The following is a 16,278-nucleotide window of genomic DNA, read 5'->3' on the forward strand; positions in this document are numbered from 1 at the left end:
CAAAAAGGATATTTATTCTCCCACAAACATTTTACTCATACTGTCTGGAAAGAAGACCGCATAAAAATTTTTAAAAAAATACTGACCAAACAAGGTGAAAGCCAATGTAGATTCATTAAAAAAGGTATTGTAAGAAACCTTTAGTATGAAAACCTCTTATTGGTTATTGCTTGTAAGGTCAGAAGTACTTACACATATAATTTTGGCTTAGGGGCACCTGTAGGCTTTTCCGGTGCTAAATCAATTTCAAAATCATCTAGTTGATCATCAATTGCATTTGTTTGCTTCTTTGGTTTTTTTGCTGGTTTTTCACTTTTTACTTTATCTGTTGTTTGTTCCGATACTTCTAATTCGTCTGTTTCTTTACTTGAGCTCGTTAATCCTCTGTACATTTTCCAAATAGCTGGGATATTTTTAACCATTGGTCCATATTGGTTCACCATAGGCCCAATTTGGCTTGCTGTATTAAGGAATTTTTGAGAATTTGCTAAAAATCCATTAATAGAAGAAGGATTAGTCAATGTTTTTAGCAACCCGCCTCCTCCAGATGCAGCACTTCTAGCTCCTGCATTCGTAGCAGCTCCTGCAGCATTATTACCGCCTCCAAAAAGTTTGGATAGTAAACCGCCGCCACTTCCTCTGCTAGGTACTCCAGCTCGGCCCATTGCTCCTCCAGGGAAGCTAGTTGGTCCTCTCATTCCTGGCATTCTTCCGCCCATTGGTGGTCCTTGGAATGGGCCACGTGGTCTTGGTGGCATCATATAAAACGCCTCCTTTCACTTATACTACTTTATAGAATATGCAAAGACTTACAAGATGTTTAGGTTTTACGAAGAAATAATGGATAGTGTCATATGTAATGTAAAATGCTAGGATTAGGGATAAAAAATATATTTGATTTATGGTATTGGAAAAAATAAAAAGGGCACACATTATAGCCTTTTAGGTAAATTTTTATTATAATAAAATGATGGACAAAAGAGCTATAGATAAATGCCAAATCTGCGCACACTCATTTATCTGGCTATTAAGGAGTTTTTTATATGAGTAATAATCAATTTAAACAATACGAGTTTAAACCATTTATTATAGATGCAATTGACGAATTAGGTTTTTACGAACCGACAGAAATTCAACAGAAAGTAATTCCTCTTGTTTTAAAAGGGGAAAGTGCAATTGGGCAATCGCAAACTGGAACAGGTAAAACGCATTCATACGTTTTACCGATTGTTCAGAGAATAGTTGCTGAAAAACAAGCAGTACAAGCTGTTATTACAGCACCTACTAGAGAATTAGCGAATCAAATTAATCAAGAAATTTTGAAAATAATTAAGCATTCCGAACAACCAATAACAACTCGCCTATTTATTGGAGGTACGGATAAACAGCGTTCGATTGAAAAGCTTAAAACACAGCCACAAATTGTTGTAGGTACGCCTGGAAGAATTAATGATCTTGTTAAAGAACAAGCATTATTTGTGCATACTGCAAAAATTCTAATCGTTGATGAAGCAGATCTTATGCTAGATATGGGCTTTATTGAAGATGTTGATCAAATTGCGTCAAAAATGCCAAAGGAATTAACCATGTTTGTATTCTCTGCGACAATCCCTGAGAAATTAAAGCCATTTTTAAAGAAGTATTTAGAAAATCCAACATATGTTCATATCGAACCAAAGCAATTAACAGCCGCAAAAATAGAACATGTGCTAATTCCTTCCAGACATCGTGATAAAATTACAACAGTATATGAAGCGTTAGTAAGCTTTAATCCTTATCTTGCGATTGTATTTACAAATACAAAGCAAATGTGTGATGAAGTTGCAAATGGCTTATCAAACAAAGGTCTTAAAGTTGCAAGAATACATGGTGGTTTGACACCTCGTGAGCGTAAAAAAGTAATGAAACAAATCCTAGATCTAGAATTCCAATACATTATAGCTACTGATTTAGCAGCAAGAGGAATTGATATTAAAGGGATCAGTCATGTTATTAATTATGAGTTACCAACAGATTTAGATTTTTATGTGCATCGTGTTGGAAGAACTGCAAGAGCAGGTTATTCGGGTATTGCCTTAACAATATATGAGACATCAGACGAAGATAAGTTAAATCAATTGGAAAAACTAGGTGTAGAATTTAAGCATATGGATCTTAAAAAGGGCGAATGGGTAGAATTAGATGATCGTAATCGCCGCAAAAACCGCAAGAAGCAAGTGGATGAAATTGATGTAAAGGCTAAGTCTCTTGTTAAAAAGCCGAAAAAGGTGAAACCTGGCTATAAGAAAAAAATGCAACAACAAGTAGAAACAATTAAAAAGAGAGAAAAGAGAATTAAGAGTAGAAAAAAATAGGGGAATAGAGGAGTGTTTGAATTGTTGAAAATTGGTTCACATGTATCAATGAGCGGGAAAAAGATGTTACTTGGAGCTAGTGAAGAAGCAGTCTCCTATGGTGCTAATACTTTTATGATTTATACTGGTGCACCCCAAAATACAAGAAGAAAGAAAATAGAAGACTTAAATATTGCAGCTGGCCAGCTTCATATGGAGCAAAATGGCATAGAAGATATTATCGTGCATGCACCATATATTATTAATATTGCCAATACTACGAACCCAGCTACTTTTGAATTGGGCGTTAACTTCTTACGTAGTGAAATAGAAAGAACAGAAGCACTAGGAGCCAAACAAATTGTTTTACATCCAGGCGCACATGTAGGAGCAGGTGCTGAAGTTGGTATAAAAAAGATTATCGAGGGCTTAAATGAAGTGCTTACTGGGAACGAAAACTTGCAAATAGCGCTAGAAACAATGGCTGGAAAAGGATCTGAATGTGGTCGTACCTTTGAAGAATTAGCAATGATTATGGAAGGTGTTACCCATAATGATAAATTATCGGTATGCTTTGATACATGTCATACACATGATGCTGGATACAATATTGTAGAAGATTTTGATGGAGTATTAGAAGAATTCGATCGTATCGTGGGAATTGATAAATTAAAGGTATTGCATATAAATGATAGTAAAAATATTCTTGGAGCTCGAAAAGATAGACATGAAAATATCGGTTATGGGCAAATCGGTTTTGATGCATTGGTGAAAATAGTTCATCATCCCGAGCTAGAAAATGTTCCGAAAATATTGGAAACACCATATGTTGGGATAGATAAAACGAATAAGAAAGCACCTTATAAGCATGAAATCGAAATGATTAAAAATAAGGCATTTAATGCAAATCTACTGGAAGAAATTTTACAAAGTTAAAAAAACGCTCTTCCAGAGCGTTTTTTATTTCTTTGTAAAGCTTAAGTATGGTAGATTACTGCTCTGCAAATAAGTTAAATAACTCGTTTAGTTCCTTTGCTGTAGCAGGACTTGTTAATTTAGCGACCTCTCTGATTAATTGTGCACGTTCATTAGGCTTGAAAATATTGATTTTTCGGCCATTAAGATGATTAGCAAGCTTTACGGCTTCTTCGTTTGTGATTTTAATTTTGAACTGTTTACTGTATTTCATTAGTTCAGTAGAGGTTATGTTGTTAATTTTATGATTGATTATGTTTTCAAAAATTTTCATGTCATCACTCCCCATTCTAACATATGAGGGGAAAGACAAAAATGTGCTAATTTTTTTTGATTTCTCTCATTTAGGTACAGAAAGTGATATCTTTACAACAATCATTCGTTCTTGTATACTGATTTTGATACTATTAAATGTTATATAAATCGTAATGATTACTATAGAATTTTCGTTTTATTTGATAAAAATGGATAGGGAGAAGTGAGGTGGAGAAAATGAATGTGCAAACTGCACTTGATATCCTAAAGGAAAAAGGATATAAACATACAGACAAGAGAGAAGATATCTTAGCATTATTTTCTAATGAAAATAAATATTTAACCGCTAAAGATGTATTAGAGTCATTAAAGGATGATTATCCAGGTTTGAGTTTTGACACGATATACCGAAACTTATCATTATTTGCAGAATTGGATATTTTTGAAATGACAGAATTAAATGGAGAAAAACATTTTCGCTTTACTTGTTCTCACCATCACCACCACCATCATTTCATTTGCTTGGATTGTGGGAAAACGAAAGAAATTATTACATGTCCAATGGAAGAACTTACTGAAAGTTTAAAAGGCTACGATGTTTCTGGTCATAAGTTTGAAATTTATGGAAAATGTCCTGAATGTCAAAATTAAAAAACGAAGCATATCTATTCTGATATCGCTTCGTTTTTTCTTAATAGGTTGTTTTTGTAAAAGGAAGCAGGATATATTAACTTAAATTTTTTTAACAATAATTCATAATAAGTCTTTATAAATGTTATGTAGGGGTAAAGGAGTTTATTGATTCACTTGAGTTTTAACCCATTCTTCCACCCACTGATACGCTTCATTCCACGTAGTTACCCGTTTAACCCCTTTAGGAATTGGTTTCCTATTATATGGTGTATCAAAGAGTATAACTGGGATTCCTAATTCTTCATGAAGCATTACGGCATTATCATGCTTATCTTCAAAGAAAATATCCACCATATTTCTTTTGGCAGCCGCAATTTTATGATGAGAACCAATTAATTCAATATGATCAAAGCTAATCCCATTATTTTCAAACCATTGTTTTGTTAGTTCAAGCATGCCTTCGCCTCTTGCGCTAATAAATATGAGTTCATGTTGCTTTGCCCATTTTTGTAATACAACACTTGCGCCTTCAGCTAGGGGAGAGGACGAGTAAATTCTTGCCTCATTTTCCAAAAACCACTTGTCAAACTCTTCGTTAGTAACATTGACTAAAGGATAAAATTCATATTGAACAACATCCTCTAATGTAATATTCAATTGAAAGCTTTCATTTAAAAAGGGAACAAACGTAGCAGGGCTAGTTACTGTCCCATCAATATCGATTCCAAAACGCATTTTTTTCATTTTATGCTCCTTTATTCAAAGTTGTTCTTATCTAGCTTAACAAATAAACTCGACAAGGAAAAGGGAAGAACTAAAAAGTTATGTAAATCATTTACAGACATAGGGACACAGAATTTGGTGATGATAATAAATGCTCCTATTAAAGAAAGCGAGGGATCATCATGGCAGATCAAAACAGCAATGAAGGATACAGTCACGATTTTCAAGATAGAGAGCGAACTGGATCACCTGTTGATTATTTGGAAGAAACATCAGCAGAGATAACACCTCCAATGACTTTTAATGATACACGTCCAGTGACCTCCGATGTTGAGCGAGACAGGAATATAGTAGGTGGAAAAGGAATTGGTATTACAGCTTTAGTCATATCAATCCTGTCCTTATTTGTAATGCCTATTATATTAGGGGTTGTTGGGATAGTATTAGGATTCATCGCAAGAAAAAAGGGAGCATCAGCACTTGGAACTTGGGCTATCTCTCTTGGTGCCATCTCCATTATCATTGGAATTTTTATTGCCCCGTTCTTTTAACTTAAAAATGGGGAATTAAAAAAATCTAACCTCTATCACGAGGTTAGATTTTCCTTACTTTTTATTGAATATTAATTGTATCTTTATTTTCAGCTTCTTCAGCTGCTTTTTTCGCAAAATACTCTTCAGCTATTGCATCGATTTCTTTCTTAAGTTCCTCTACCATTATGTCCTCTGGTACCTTGCGGACAATTTTTCCTTTACGGAATAGTAGGCCTTCGCCACGGGCACCAGCAATACCAATGTCCGCTTCTCTTGCTTCTCCTGGTCCATTAACTGCACAGCCTAGAACTGCAACCTTAATTGGTGCTTTAATCGTAGAGATGTAGTCTTCCACTTCGTTGGCAATACTAATCAAGTCGATTTCAATTCTGCCACAAGTGGGACAGGAAATTAATGTTGCAGCATTGGAAGAAAGACCAAATGACTTCAACAATTCTCGAGCAACTTTTATCTCCTCAACGGGATCTGCACTTAAGGATATACGTAAAGTATTTCCGATGCCTTTACTTAAAATAGCACCTAGACCAGCAGCGCTTTTTACTGTTCCCGCAAATAATGTACCGGATTCAGTGATGCCTAGATGTAAAGGATAGTCAAATGCTTTTGCTGCTTTTTCATATGCTTCAATTGCTAAGTTAACATCAGAAGCTTTCATGGATACAATGATATCATGAAAATCAAGGTCTTCTAATATTTTGATATGGTGCAAGGCACTCTCGACCATTCCATCTGCAGTTGGATAACCGTATTTCTCTAGAATCTTTTTCTCTAAAGAACCAGCGTTAACACCAATACGTATCGGAATCCCTTTTGCTTTTGCAGCTTTTACAACCGCTTCAACTTTTTCTCTTTTCCCAATATTCCCTGGGTTGATTCGGATTTTATCCGCTCCACCTTCAATTGCTTTTAATGCTAAACGGTAATCGAAATGGATATCTACTACTAATGGTATGTTTATTTGTTTTTTAATCTCGCTAATGGCATTTGCAGCACGTTCATCTGGACATGCAACACGAACAACCTGACAGCCAGCTTCTTCTAAGCGTTTAATTTGGGCAACTGTTGCTTCAACATCATGGGTTTTGGTAGTGGTCATGCTTTGAATAAATAATTCATTACTTCCCCCAATGGTTAAGTTACCGACTTTAATTGGTCGGGTTTTTGTACGATGAATAATTTCACTCAATGGTGATTCGCTCCTTTTATATTGGACAAGCCAAAATAATTTAGCTTTTTATTTATTTCTTTGTAACCTTACCTATTGTATCAATGAAACATTCATATTGACAAGAATCTTGCTAAAAATCACTTTGCATTTTTACTGGGAATCCCTAATTTAACGGGGAAAAAGTTTCATTAGGTGAGAAAAACAATAAAAACTTCCACCATTATCATTTCTGCGGAAGCTAAAGTTTATTATTTATATATCGGAAAAGAATACGATTTTCCGATTTGAATATCTTCAGGTTTTAAACCACCATTTAGTTTTTGAAAGTCATTTACAACAGTCTCCAAGCTAACCGATAAGGCGCCAGTAGAATATTCTTCTACAATAGAAAGAACGGTATCACCAGATTGGACTTGTTGTTCAAAAAATAATGGCGCTTCTTCTGGGGATGCCTGGACTTCTATTGAGGGTTCTTGTTTTTGAGTAGAGGAAAGCGTACCTTCATTTAAATCGATATAAATAACATATATTGTCACGAAAATTACAAAGGTAATAAAAAACCTTTTCATCCTACATCCCCCTAAACTAATTTATAGACAAACTATATGCTTGTCCACTATGAATTAGAACGAAAAAAGTATTCAGGCAAAGGGGTATAGGGAAAAAGTCCTGAATTTAAAAATTAAATTACTTTATCTTTACATGCCCTTAATAAATTTCTGTGAAAATAGTCATAGGGGGCGAGCAAATGACAAAAGTCATAAAGAAGCAAAGGATAAAGGAAAAGCTTTCTATACAAAATCGGTTATTTCTGTTTGTTTTGCCATTATTTATTATTACGATTTTGATGTTAACGTTTATTTCCATTAATAGCTCTACAAAAATGACAGTTAAAATGATGAAGGAGAGACTAGAGAAAGAAACAAGCACTATTTACGTTATGGCTCAAAATACAATGCTAATGTACGTAGGTCAGGAAGAGAAGTTTCAAACGAAAATGGAACAAATAATAAGAGATCAAGATGCTAGCTTTGCCAAAGAAGGGTTAAACGCTTCTTTCTTTTTGCTATCGGAAAAGGAAGTAAAACCATTTAAAGTGAGTCAAAACTCCCGATTTAAGTTGGATGATTCTTTTATTCAGAAACTAGAGGAATTAGAATCAGGCGTATTGGATACAAAATGGAATGGAGAAACGTATACCGTTGCCTTTCAACAAATTCAAGAACTAAGAGGGATTTATTTGTTAGTAATTCCCCAATCTGAATATTTACATAATGTCAATCAATTAAAAAATAGTTTGTTGCTTTTTTCGGTATTAAGTATACTGATTATTGCTGTCGTTATTCGATATTTTGTCAAAACAATGGTAAGCCCATTACTAACGTTACGAGAAATTATGCGAATAGCAAGGAATGGTCATTTAGAAGAGGTTTCTACCATTAAAACTGAGATTCCGGAAATCAACTCGTTAATTAACAGCTATAATTTATTAATACAAAGATTAAAGCTTGTACTATCGGAAATGCATGCAACTAGTGAACATTTATCCAAAACAAATGATATTTTACAAACAGAAGCAATGCAAATGATAGAAAGTGGAGAGGCACTATCGGAAATGATTATTACGGTGAAAAATGGCGCTGAGCAAACGGCAATTAGTTCAGAGCATAATATAACCGTTTTCCAAGAAATGAAAGGCTTAAGCGATCAAATCGACCAAAGTAGTCAAAAAATAAAGGAACATACAGACGAAATGAATGATTCTGCCATACTAGGCGAAGAGAATATAAATAATTTATTTGCAAGTCAACGTATGCTACAAGATAAAGTAACCGTAATTTATCGTAATAATGATTTACTTAATAACCATGCTTTATCAATAAAAAAGGTTGTCGAAGATATTAAAGAACTTGCAGAACAAACCAAGCTATTAGCTTTAAATGCTACACTTGAAGCAGCTCGAGCTGGTATCCAGGGAAAGGGATTTGCTGTGGTAGCAAATGAGGTGAAGAAATTAGCTGTTTTGTCTTCTAAATCAGCAGAGGATATAAGAAAGTTTACACTTGATATGGATCAAATCATTCAAAAGTCATCAAGTGATTTAAAAGATATACAAAACAATTTTACGAAAAGTGATGACTTAGTGCAAAAAGCGACTGTCTCTTTTAATCAACTATTGAAGGGAATTTCTTTAGTAAGTGAAGGGCTAAAAGATAATCACCATTTATTAAATGAGCTACAGGCGTTTTTTCCTAAGATGGAGTATAGCACGCTACATGTTACTTCCATTAGTCAACAAACACTCGCAAGTTCAGATGAGATGAAAAAAATAGGTGAAATACAGCAGGATAGTATCAAGGTTAATGCTGAGATAAGTTCTAGACTATCGATGTTAGTGGCAAAACTAGAGGAAAATATAAGGATGGAAGAAAAGTAAATCTCTTAAGAAATAAAAAAGCAAAAACCAATGTGTAAGGTTTTTGCTTTTTTACTGTGTTATGGTTGTAGTGGTTTTTCCGGCTTGACCTCTTTAATTGCTAAACAAACAAGGAATAAACTAATGAACCAATTTAATAGATAGCCACTTGGAACAATGGTTTGTAAACAGTCCATAATAGTAAAGAAAATAACGGGAATGGTTGTACTATATACGGTGATTTTCCAGCATTGTGCATATGTTAATGCTCTGCCGAAAATTTTCGAGAAAAAGTTTCCAAACATAGCAAGTACGATTGTTTGAAGAACTTTATAAATTAGCATAAATAAGATATAGGTTACAACTAAAATGATGATAAAAACATATGCTAAAGAATCCATTGTTTGGATAAAATCAATTAGCTCTTCCTTTGTAAGGGTGATATTTCCAAATGAGGAATATTCAAAACTCTGCGCCTGTCCTGCTGTTACGATTACAAATTCATTTTTTAAGAGCGCTACAGTATTTCCATAAGTACTAATTTTTGTATGGTCATAGGTTCCAGAAGCATCTAGAATGATTGTTAAATCAGGCTTTTCAATGATAGTTGGTTCATCTTGATTTTTGGCATTTAATGTATTGTCGCTTATTGTAAAAGAAGGTACTTCTTCTTCCATTGTTATACTAAAAGTATGTATTGCTTCATTTATTCCCTTACTTAAATAATACAAATTAGGTATAGCTGCAATAATAGTCAAAAGCAACAAATAAATAATGGTTTTTCCTATGCCTTGAAAACGGAAGCTTGCTATATCTTTTGGAGAATAGAGGCTTCGATAAAACTGCTTAAAAATATTCATTCTGACACATCCTTCAAAAGTTTCATTCCTATTGTATCTTTTTCATGCTAATAGATACAAGTCTCAGCATTTGATTTGCATAAAAAAGTATGGTAAAAGTTTTAAAAGGATACACCTATACTAATTAGAAGGAAAGGGAGATGTAATGGATATTATTTATTGGATTATTATCAGTATTTTATTTATTATTGCTTTTGCTGGCCTGATTTATCCTATCATCCCAAGTGTACTATTTATTTTAGCAGGGTATCTATTATATGGTGTCTTCTTTTCGTTTGAAGAACTTAGTGTCTTTTTTTGGATTATCCAAGGGATGTTTGTTGCCTTATTATTCTTTGCTGATTCTGTATCTAACTGGATCGGTGTAAAGAAGTTTGGCGGTACAAAGGCTGGGATTTGGGGAAGTACAATAGGATTGCTTGTTGGACCTTTTGTCATTCCTGTAATTGGCATCCTACTAGGTCCATTTCTAGGAGCCGTACTAGCAGAGCTTATCGTTAGTAGGACCGATTGGAAAAATGCGCTTAAAATAGGAGTAGGCTCACTAATAGGCTTTCTCAGCAGTATAGTTACGAAAGCTATTATTCAGGGGATAATGATTGTGTATTTCTTTTTGAAAATATAAATTAATGGAAGAAAAGGTAAGGGTAAGCTTTTACCTTTTCTTCTATTATTAATTAAGTCCGCAAATATCCACAGGACAGTTTTGACAATCGACTGCTCTTTTTAAATAGGCAAGATTTTTTACAGTAATTTTTTGGTTGCTGTATTCAATGACTTCTCTTTCTCTTAAATCTTTTAATATGCGTTGAATAACTTCTCTTGTCCCGAAGGTTAAGTTCGCTAATTCTTGATGTGTGATGGGAATATCAATCAAGATCCCTTCTTTATTTTTTATTCCAAATGAATGACATAGCCTGATTAATATGCTGTATAGGCCGCCCTTTTTTCCATTCATTATAAGATCTTGGCATTTCATATGTGCTTTTAGATATCCCGTGCTTAACCAACTAGTAACAGAAATAAGGAGCATTGGATCTTTTAAAGCTAAATCTTCAAATTCACTGCGGTTAATCGCAAGAACATCACAATCTGTAAGACTTTTGGCAAAAAAATAATACTTTGGGGAATGTTTAAATAATTGGTATTCTAACAGCAATTCCTCATCATGGAGTATCTTAATGACGAATTCTTTTCCTTTCTCATGGACTCTCCCAAGAGAAATAGTTCCATTTAATAAAATATAAATTTTTTGAACAGGGTCTTTTTCTTGAAATAATAAAGTTCCCTTTTTTATATGTTCTATTTTGTCAGTCTCAAAGAAATGTTGTATCAATAAACTATATAATGATAGTTGTACTTCATTCATAAGAAAGCACTCCTTAAAAAGTTCCTCTTTTCTTGATTAAAAAACATTGTGAAATATTTGTCAATCTTGATTTGGAATAAAATGGTTATCGTGTGAATGGTGTGAATTCTATTCTACTCTAAAACGTTGATTCGTAAGGAAGAAACACAAAAATGACAATTTATCGAACTTATTTCAAGTTGAGTTCTAATAGAAGCGGTAATAAACAAATTAGTATAAATACTGGAGTGATGTTAATCACTAGAGGATGGTGGAAATTAAAAACTTTATTTTTAAGTAGAAATATAAAGTGATGATTGTTATTTTCTAACTAATAAAGTGAAAGTGGTTTCATCAAATTTAAGAATAAGGAGACAAGAACAATCCGTCCTATAAACAACTAGGCATTTGCCTGTTTAAAAGTAATTTTAGATGGGTATTTTAAAGAGGGAATCTTTTCAAGCAAATAGATTGAAAGTAAGTTCTTTATTTGATAATGTATTGTTAAAGAGCTTCTCTTATATAAATTGTCGAAATAGGACAAAACAATATAAGGAAGAAAATAATACATATAATATTAGGAGGAATTAGACATGGCTTATTCATTACCACAATTACCTTACGCTTATGATGCATTAGAACCTCACATTGATAAAGAAACGATGAACATTCATCATACGAAACATCATAATACTTATGTAACAAATTTAAACAACGCACTAGAAGGAAATGGCGAATTACTTTCTAAAACAGTGGAAGAACTTGTATCTAATCTTGATGCAGTGCCAGAAGCTGCTCGTACTGCAGTTCGTAACAATGGTGGCGGTCACGCAAACCATTCCTTATTCTGGGAAGTAATTTCTCCAAACGGTGGCGGTCAACCAACTGGTGATTTAGCTGCTGCTATTGACAGCAAATTTGGTAGCTTTGAAAACTTCAAAGAAGAATTCTCAAAAGCTGCTACAACTCGTTTTGGTTCAGGTTGGGCTTGGCTAGTTGTGAACAACGGTGAGTTAGAGGTAACAAGCACACCAAACCAAGACAATCCTTTAATGGAAGGTAAGACACCTGTTTTAGGATTAGACGTTTGGGAGCATGCATACTACTTAAATTACCAAAACCGTCGTCCTGAATACATTAGTGCATTCTTTAATGTAATTAACTGGGATGAAGTAGCTAAACGTTATTCAGCTGCTAAATAATAATAGGTTAGCAAAACCTGTGGGCATTATGCTCACAGGTTTTTTTGTCTTATTATGGAAAAGATAGTAATTATAGCTTATTTTCATAATTGTTAGTTTTTATATATAATGCATAACGATATTCATTTTGTTAGAAACTACTCTAGAACAAAGGGGAGTTTCTATGATGAAAATAGGAAAAATTTTAGGTGATGTAGAGCTTACAAAAGATTTAAAAATATTGTTGCTCACCGGTGGATTGTACGCATTAAGTGTAGCACTTTCTAATACTTTCGTTAACGTATTCTTATGGAAGCAGTCAGGAGAATTTAGAGATTTAGGATTGTATAACCTTGCTATTATCTTGCTGCAATTACTTACCTTTACACTTGCTGGCAGATGGGCAAAGAAAATTGATCGTGTCATTGTATTTCGAATTGGTGTTGCCTTCCTTACCATTTTCTATTTGACAGTACTATTAATTGGAGACAAAGCATCTACATTTCTCCTAGTGTTAGGGGCAATACTTGGTATTGGCAACGGATTCTATTGGCTAGCGTACAATGTTTTGACATTTGAAGTTACCGAACCGGAAACTAGAGATTTCTTTAATGGCTTCTTAGGACTATTAAATTCTGTTGCTGGGATGATTGGACCGATGATTGCGGGATATATTATCTCACAGCTAACAAAGTCAACAGGTTATATGATTGTTTTTGGAATGTCTCTTGCACTCTTTCTTCTAGCGGTTATTTCTAGTTTTTTTCTCAAAAGAAGGCCGGCAGAAGGCAAATATTATTTTAAAAGAATTTTGGAAGAGCGAAAAAATAATTATAACTGGAAACTTATAACGAATGCTCATTTTTTTCAAGGCTTACGAGAAGGCGTCTTTGCGTTTATGATAACTGTCTATGTTTATATAGCGACAGACAGTGAGTTGGCTTTGGGTAAATTTGGGTTAATCAATTCGGGAATTTCATTTGTTGCCTATTATATTGTTTCGAGGACAATCAAAAATGAGAATCGGAATAAGTCCATTTTAGTTGGAGGGATTATGCTATTCCTTTCGATGTTTATTATCGTTTTTGATTTTTCTTACACGAAATTATTGATTTATGCGAGTACTATAGCTATCGCTTATCCATTAATCCTTGTTCCTTATACTAGTTTAACTTTTGACGTAATCGGAAAAGGATGGAAGGCAGGAGAAATGAGAATTGAATATATAGTCGTAAGAGAATTGTTTCTCAATCTAGGAAGGCTTTTATCCGTTCTCATTTTTATAATTGGTGTAAGCATGTTCAATCCAAATAAAGTAATCCCTGTCTTGTTGTTTATCCTAGGAAGTGGACACTCGGTGATTTATTTTTTTGCTAGAAGAATCAGATGGAAGACAGCTTAACTATGTAAAAGAAGATCTGTTATAGAGTTAACAGATCTTCTTCTTCTTGTGAAAAGGTGAATGAGAAAGAGAGAATTCCTTTAAAAATCCTTTAATCATATAGAAATTTCTGTAATCTTCCTTTAAAATAGAAAATAGGAGAGTTTTGGAGGAAATGGTGGGGTTTTAAAAGTGGGAGAAAAAAAGAAAAAAAAGAGAAATCCAATACCTTTAAGAGTTAACCTTATATTCTTTATGGTATTTTTATTGTTTTCAGCACTTATTTTAAGATTAGGATTTGTACAGATTGTGTATGGAGACGATTATAAAAATGAAGTAGAAAAGAAAGAGGATGTCGTAATTAGCACTTCTGTTCCAAGGGGAGAAATGTATGACAGAACAGGTAAAAGTATTGTAAGCAATGTAGGCAAGAATGCCATTACATATACTAATTGGAAGAAGTATACAGCAGAAGAAATGCGGGATACGGCTGAAGAATTAGCAAAAATTATTAAAATGGACAGCGATAAAGATCTTAAAAAGATTTCAGAAAGAGACAAGAAAGATTATTGGATTTTAATCAATCCAGATGAAGCAAAGACAAAGATATCAGAAGAAGATCAGAAACAGCTTGCGTCAAAGTATAAAGACGACAAAAAGGAATATCAAAAAGCGTATGATGAGCTATTGCGTAATAGCATATCTGAAACAGATTTAAACAAACTAACCGATTTAGATATGGAAACATTAGCGATATATCGAGAGTTTCAAAGCGGTTATTTTTATACTCCCCATATTGTAAAAAATGAAGGGGTTACCGATAAAGAAATTGCCATTATTAGTGAAAACTTAGAAAGATTACCTGGAGTAGACACCCTTCGAGATTGGGATAGAGAGTATGAATTTGGCTCCACTTTAAAAACTGTCTTGGGAAATGTGAGCACCTCTCAAAGAGGAGTCCCAGCTGAAGAAAAAGACAGCTATTTAGCTAAAGGATACAGCATGAACGATCGAGTTGGACTAAGCTATCTAGAAAAGCAATATGAAGATGTTTTAAAAGGGCAAAAGAAAAAGGTTAAATATATTAAAGATAAAACAGATGACATTGTAGGCTCGGAAATTTTATCGAATGGATCTGCAGGAAATGATTTAGTATTAACCATCGATATGGATTTGCAGCTGGAAGTGGAGAAAATCATTGAGGAAGAATTAAAAAAAACGAAATACGGTTATGCTGGTACCAAGTATTTAGATCGAGCATTTGTTGTATTAATGGACCCTCATACAGGGGAAATATTAACAATGGCTGGTAAACAATTAGGAACAGATGATGATTCAGGAAAACAAATTGTTAATGATTTTGCGTTAGGGAATATTACAACTTCCTATAACGTGGGTTCAGTCGTAAAAGGTGCTATGGTAATCACAGGCTATAAAGAAGGGGTTCTAAGTCCTGGTACGACATATATTAATGATTCAACGATGCAAATTAAGGGTTCTAACCCTTTTAAGTCCTGGAAGACAATGGGGAATATTAATGACTTAATTGCTTTAAAGCAATCATCCAATGTTTTTATGGCTAAAACGGCTATTATGATAGGAAAGGGAAAATATGCTTATATGCAGCCATTAAACATTGATTTGGATGCATACCCAAAGATAAGAAATTCTTTTTCTGAATTTGGATTAGGTGTGCGAACAGGAATTGATTTGCCAAATGAAATGGCTGGTTTTAAAGGAGCAATTGATCCAAATCAGCCAGCAAATTTAATGTTCTTATCCATTGGACAATATGATACCTATACAAATATGCAATTAGCACAATACATTTCAACAATCGCAAATGGTGGTTATCGCATTCAGCCACACTTAGTGAAAGAAATAAGAGAGACATCCAGCGAAGAGGGGCAATTAGGACCGATTGTTCAGGAAATTCAACCCAAGGTATTAAATAAGTTAGATTTGGAACCTGGTTGGATGGAGCAAATTCAAAAAGGTTTTCGAATGGTAATGCAGCCAGGAGGGACAGGAAGTGTCTTTGCAGGTGCTTCCTATAGTCCGGCTGGAAAAACTGGGACCGCAGAAGCTTTTTATTATGATCCATTAAATAAGCAAGAAGAACCACCACAAGTTATGAATGTAAGTTTAATAACATATGCCCCGTCCGATAATCCAGAAGTAGCAATGGCAGTAATGGTTCCGTGGGTTTATACAACAAATAATGGTCCTTCCCCGAACTTAACAATCGGAAAACGTGTAATGGATAAATACTTTGAATTAAAGAAAGAAAAAGACTAGATTAATAGACTTACGATAAAAGAGGCTGGGACATAAGCATTTCAACCAATAATAAACGCGAATATTTATGCGGTTAATCCGCATAAATATTCGCGTTTATTATTTTGGAAAAAGGTTTAAAAAACGAAGTGTAATGGAGCGGAGGACGCTCGA

Annotated in this window: 16 protein-coding genes; 9 read left to right on the forward strand and 7 right to left on the reverse strand. The window is 34.0% G+C overall.

Features of this window, described 5'->3' with window-relative positions:
• Positions 1-188: 188 nt before the first annotated feature.
• Positions 189-761: a VrrA/YqfQ family protein gene (gene vrrA / locus ADJ83_RS04505; protein ID WP_051640904.1), complete on the reverse strand. Its 573-nt coding sequence runs from the start codon at positions 759-761 to the stop codon at positions 189-191.
• Between the two features lie 282 nt (positions 762-1,043).
• Between vrrA and ADJ83_RS04510 the strand changes: the two genes are divergently transcribed.
• Positions 1,044-2,354 (forward strand): DEAD/DEAH box helicase, encoded by a 1,311-nt coding sequence (locus ADJ83_RS04510; protein ID WP_031535409.1) that lies wholly within the window; start codon positions 1,044-1,046, stop codon positions 2,352-2,354.
• A 21-nt stretch (positions 2,355-2,375) separates the two neighbouring features.
• A complete protein-coding gene (locus ADJ83_RS04515) occupies positions 2,376-3,269 on the forward strand; it encodes a deoxyribonuclease IV (protein WP_031535407.1) in 894 nt (297 codons plus the stop codon).
• 55 nt (positions 3,270-3,324) lie between these two features.
• On the opposite strand, the gene ADJ83_RS04520 is transcribed toward ADJ83_RS04515, so the two are convergent.
• A complete protein-coding gene (locus ADJ83_RS04520; RefSeq protein WP_031535405.1) occupies positions 3,325-3,582 on the reverse strand; it encodes a DUF2624 family protein in 258 nt (85 codons plus the stop codon).
• Between the two features lie 218 nt (positions 3,583-3,800).
• Here ADJ83_RS04520 and ADJ83_RS04525 point away from each other — a divergent pair, with 218 nt between their 5' ends.
• The gene (locus tag ADJ83_RS04525; protein WP_031535403.1) at positions 3,801-4,214 is read left to right on the forward strand and encodes a Fur family transcriptional regulator; all 414 of its coding nucleotides are present in this window, start codon (positions 3,801-3,803) and stop codon (positions 4,212-4,214) included.
• A gap of 144 nt (positions 4,215-4,358) precedes the next feature.
• Here the strand turns inward: ADJ83_RS04525 and ADJ83_RS04530 are convergent, their stop codons facing one another.
• Positions 4,359-4,940 carry a 5' nucleotidase, NT5C type gene (locus tag ADJ83_RS04530; protein WP_031535401.1) on the reverse strand — a complete coding sequence of 194 codons (582 nt, stop codon included), beginning with the start codon at positions 4,938-4,940 and terminating at the stop codon, positions 4,359-4,361.
• A gap of 161 nt (positions 4,941-5,101) precedes the next feature.
• Here ADJ83_RS04530 and ADJ83_RS04535 point away from each other — a divergent pair, with 161 nt between their 5' ends.
• Positions 5,102-5,470 carry a DUF4190 domain-containing protein gene (locus tag ADJ83_RS04535; protein WP_031535399.1) on the forward strand — a complete coding sequence of 123 codons (369 nt, stop codon included), beginning with the start codon at positions 5,102-5,104 and terminating at the stop codon, positions 5,468-5,470.
• 61 nt (positions 5,471-5,531) lie between these two features.
• Here ADJ83_RS04535 and ispG read toward each other — a convergent pair whose 3' ends face one another.
• Positions 5,532-6,650, reverse strand: a complete 1,119-nt coding sequence (ispG, locus tag ADJ83_RS04540) for a flavodoxin-dependent (E)-4-hydroxy-3-methylbut-2-enyl-diphosphate synthase (RefSeq protein ID WP_192840925.1) — start codon at positions 6,648-6,650, stop codon at positions 5,532-5,534.
• Positions 6,651-6,889: 239 nt separating this feature from the next.
• Entirely contained in the window at positions 6,890-7,210 is a 321-nt protein-coding gene (locus ADJ83_RS04545; protein ID WP_031535394.1) for a LysM peptidoglycan-binding domain-containing protein, read from the reverse strand.
• A gap of 179 nt (positions 7,211-7,389) precedes the next feature.
• Between ADJ83_RS04545 and ADJ83_RS04550 the strand changes: the two genes are divergently transcribed.
• Complete coding sequence (locus ADJ83_RS04550; protein ID WP_031535392.1) at positions 7,390-9,078, forward strand: methyl-accepting chemotaxis protein; 1,689 nt, start codon at positions 7,390-7,392, stop codon at positions 9,076-9,078.
• A gap of 59 nt (positions 9,079-9,137) precedes the next feature.
• On the opposite strand, the gene ADJ83_RS04555 is transcribed toward ADJ83_RS04550, so the two are convergent.
• Complete coding sequence (locus ADJ83_RS04555) at positions 9,138-9,917, reverse strand: DUF1189 domain-containing protein (RefSeq protein WP_031535390.1); 780 nt, start codon at positions 9,915-9,917, stop codon at positions 9,138-9,140.
• 145 nt (positions 9,918-10,062) lie between these two features.
• Between ADJ83_RS04555 and ADJ83_RS04560 the strand changes: the two genes are divergently transcribed.
• Positions 10,063-10,542, forward strand: a complete 480-nt coding sequence (locus ADJ83_RS04560; protein WP_031535389.1) for a DUF456 domain-containing protein — start codon at positions 10,063-10,065, stop codon at positions 10,540-10,542.
• Between the two features lie 48 nt (positions 10,543-10,590).
• Here ADJ83_RS04560 and ADJ83_RS04565 read toward each other — a convergent pair whose 3' ends face one another.
• Positions 10,591-11,286, reverse strand: a complete 696-nt coding sequence (locus ADJ83_RS04565) for a Crp/Fnr family transcriptional regulator (RefSeq protein WP_031535386.1) — start codon at positions 11,284-11,286, stop codon at positions 10,591-10,593.
• A gap of 572 nt (positions 11,287-11,858) precedes the next feature.
• Here ADJ83_RS04565 and ADJ83_RS04570 point away from each other — a divergent pair.
• From ADJ83_RS04570 to ADJ83_RS04580, 3 genes are all read left to right on the forward strand, one after another.
• On the forward strand, positions 11,859-12,467 hold the full coding sequence (locus ADJ83_RS04570; protein WP_031535384.1) for a superoxide dismutase: 609 nt from the start codon (positions 11,859-11,861) through the stop codon (positions 12,465-12,467).
• A gap of 163 nt (positions 12,468-12,630) precedes the next feature.
• The gene (locus ADJ83_RS04575; protein ID WP_031535383.1) at positions 12,631-13,848 is read left to right on the forward strand and encodes an MFS transporter; all 1,218 of its coding nucleotides are present in this window, start codon (positions 12,631-12,633) and stop codon (positions 13,846-13,848) included.
• 171 nt (positions 13,849-14,019) lie between these two features.
• Positions 14,020-16,125, forward strand: coding sequence for a peptidoglycan D,D-transpeptidase FtsI family protein (locus ADJ83_RS04580; RefSeq protein ID WP_031535380.1), 2,106 nt, complete (start codon positions 14,020-14,022; stop codon positions 16,123-16,125).
• Positions 16,126-16,278 lie beyond the last annotated feature (153 nt).

It is taken from the genome of Bacillus sp. 522_BSPC (genome assembly GCF_001076885.1).
Lineage (GTDB): Bacteria > Bacillota > Bacilli > Bacillales > Cytobacillaceae > Niallia > Niallia hominis.

What these genes read in the sequence shown, in the direction of transcription:
- ADJ83_RS04545 (WP_031535394.1), bottom strand. Translation starts at nt 7,210, where the DNA reads ATGAAAAGGTTTTTTATTACCTTTGTAATTTTCGTGACAATATATGTT.
- ADJ83_RS04560 (WP_031535389.1), top strand. Translation starts at nt 10,063, where the DNA reads ATGGATATTATTTATTGGATTATTATCAGTATTTTATTTATTATTGCT.
- vrrA (WP_051640904.1), bottom strand. Translation starts at nt 761, where the DNA reads ATGATGCCACCAAGACCACGTGGCCCATTCCAAGGACCACCAATGGGC.
- ADJ83_RS04550 (WP_031535392.1), top strand. Translation starts at nt 7,390, where the DNA reads ATGACAAAAGTCATAAAGAAGCAAAGGATAAAGGAAAAGCTTTCTATA.
- ADJ83_RS04510 (WP_031535409.1), top strand. Translation starts at nt 1,044, where the DNA reads ATGAGTAATAATCAATTTAAACAATACGAGTTTAAACCATTTATTATA.
- ADJ83_RS04535 (WP_031535399.1), top strand. Translation starts at nt 5,102, where the DNA reads ATGGCAGATCAAAACAGCAATGAAGGATACAGTCACGATTTTCAAGAT.
- ADJ83_RS04555 (WP_031535390.1), bottom strand. Translation starts at nt 9,917, where the DNA reads ATGAATATTTTTAAGCAGTTTTATCGAAGCCTCTATTCTCCAAAAGAT.
- ADJ83_RS04565 (WP_031535386.1), bottom strand. Translation starts at nt 11,286, where the DNA reads ATGAATGAAGTACAACTATCATTATATAGTTTATTGATACAACATTTC.
- ADJ83_RS04525 (WP_031535403.1), top strand. Translation starts at nt 3,801, where the DNA reads ATGAATGTGCAAACTGCACTTGATATCCTAAAGGAAAAAGGATATAAA.
- ADJ83_RS04520 (WP_031535405.1), bottom strand. Translation starts at nt 3,582, where the DNA reads ATGAAAATTTTTGAAAACATAATCAATCATAAAATTAACAACATAACC.
- ADJ83_RS04575 (WP_031535383.1), top strand. Translation starts at nt 12,631, where the DNA reads ATGATGAAAATAGGAAAAATTTTAGGTGATGTAGAGCTTACAAAAGAT.
- ADJ83_RS04530 (WP_031535401.1), bottom strand. Translation starts at nt 4,940, where the DNA reads ATGAAAAAAATGCGTTTTGGAATCGATATTGATGGGACAGTAACTAGC.
- ADJ83_RS04570 (WP_031535384.1), top strand. Translation starts at nt 11,859, where the DNA reads ATGGCTTATTCATTACCACAATTACCTTACGCTTATGATGCATTAGAA.